The sequence below is a fragment of the Dietzia massiliensis genome, from assembly GCF_018390595.1.
Taxonomy (GTDB): Bacteria; Actinomycetota; Actinomycetes; order Mycobacteriales; family Mycobacteriaceae; genus Dietzia; species Dietzia massiliensis.
The window spans coordinates 1-504 of sequence record NZ_JAHBAV010000155.1; the positions used below are offsets into that span (position 1 = coordinate 1).

Annotated in this window: 1 protein-coding gene; it reads right to left on the minus strand. The window is 65.3% G+C overall.

What is annotated here, in order from left to right; translation table 11 throughout:
• Positions 1-166: 166 nt before the first annotated feature.
• Positions 167-478, minus strand: coding sequence for a hypothetical protein (locus KHA85_RS16615; RefSeq protein ID WP_213186646.1), 312 nt, complete (start codon positions 476-478; stop codon positions 167-169).
• Positions 479-504: the final 26 nt, after the last annotated feature.

The window sequence follows — 504 nt, forward strand, 5'->3', positions numbered from 1 at the left end:
CATGATCTTGATCCTCTCGCATCAAGCGGCTGTCCAAGATCCTTGGTACACCCCACCACATCCGGTAGGTGCGTGCGGCGATCTGCAGACCTGCTTTGCGCAGGCCTCGGCAAATCGACTCGGGCCTCGTGCCCCTCGGCTCTCATCTGGTCGATGAATTCGCAGATCACCGGTTGCGGGGGTCGAGCTCCCCCGCGAAGAAAATCGAGGCCCGGCGCATGATCTCCAGGTCCTCGGTCAGCCGCCGGCTCTCGGCCTTGAGACGTTTGATCTCCGCGCTCTCCTCGGTGCTGACGCCGGGCCGTGCACCGGCGTCGATGTCGGCCTGCACGGCCCACCTCCGGACCGTTTCCTTGCCCAGCCCCAAACGGCGGCCCACCTGGTCGCAGCAGGCCGTCAGCGACGCGTACTCACCGCGGTGCTCGGCCACCATCCGCAGCGCCCGCTCCTTGACCGCGGGATCGATCTTCTTCGGCATACAACCATCCTCCTCGACTCAAAAGG

Bases quoted from the DNA above. Each gene is read 5' to 3' on its own strand.
- KHA85_RS16615 (WP_213186646.1), bottom strand. From the start codon at position 478: ATGCCGAAGAAGATCGATCCCGCGGTCAAGGAGCGGGCGCTGCGGATG.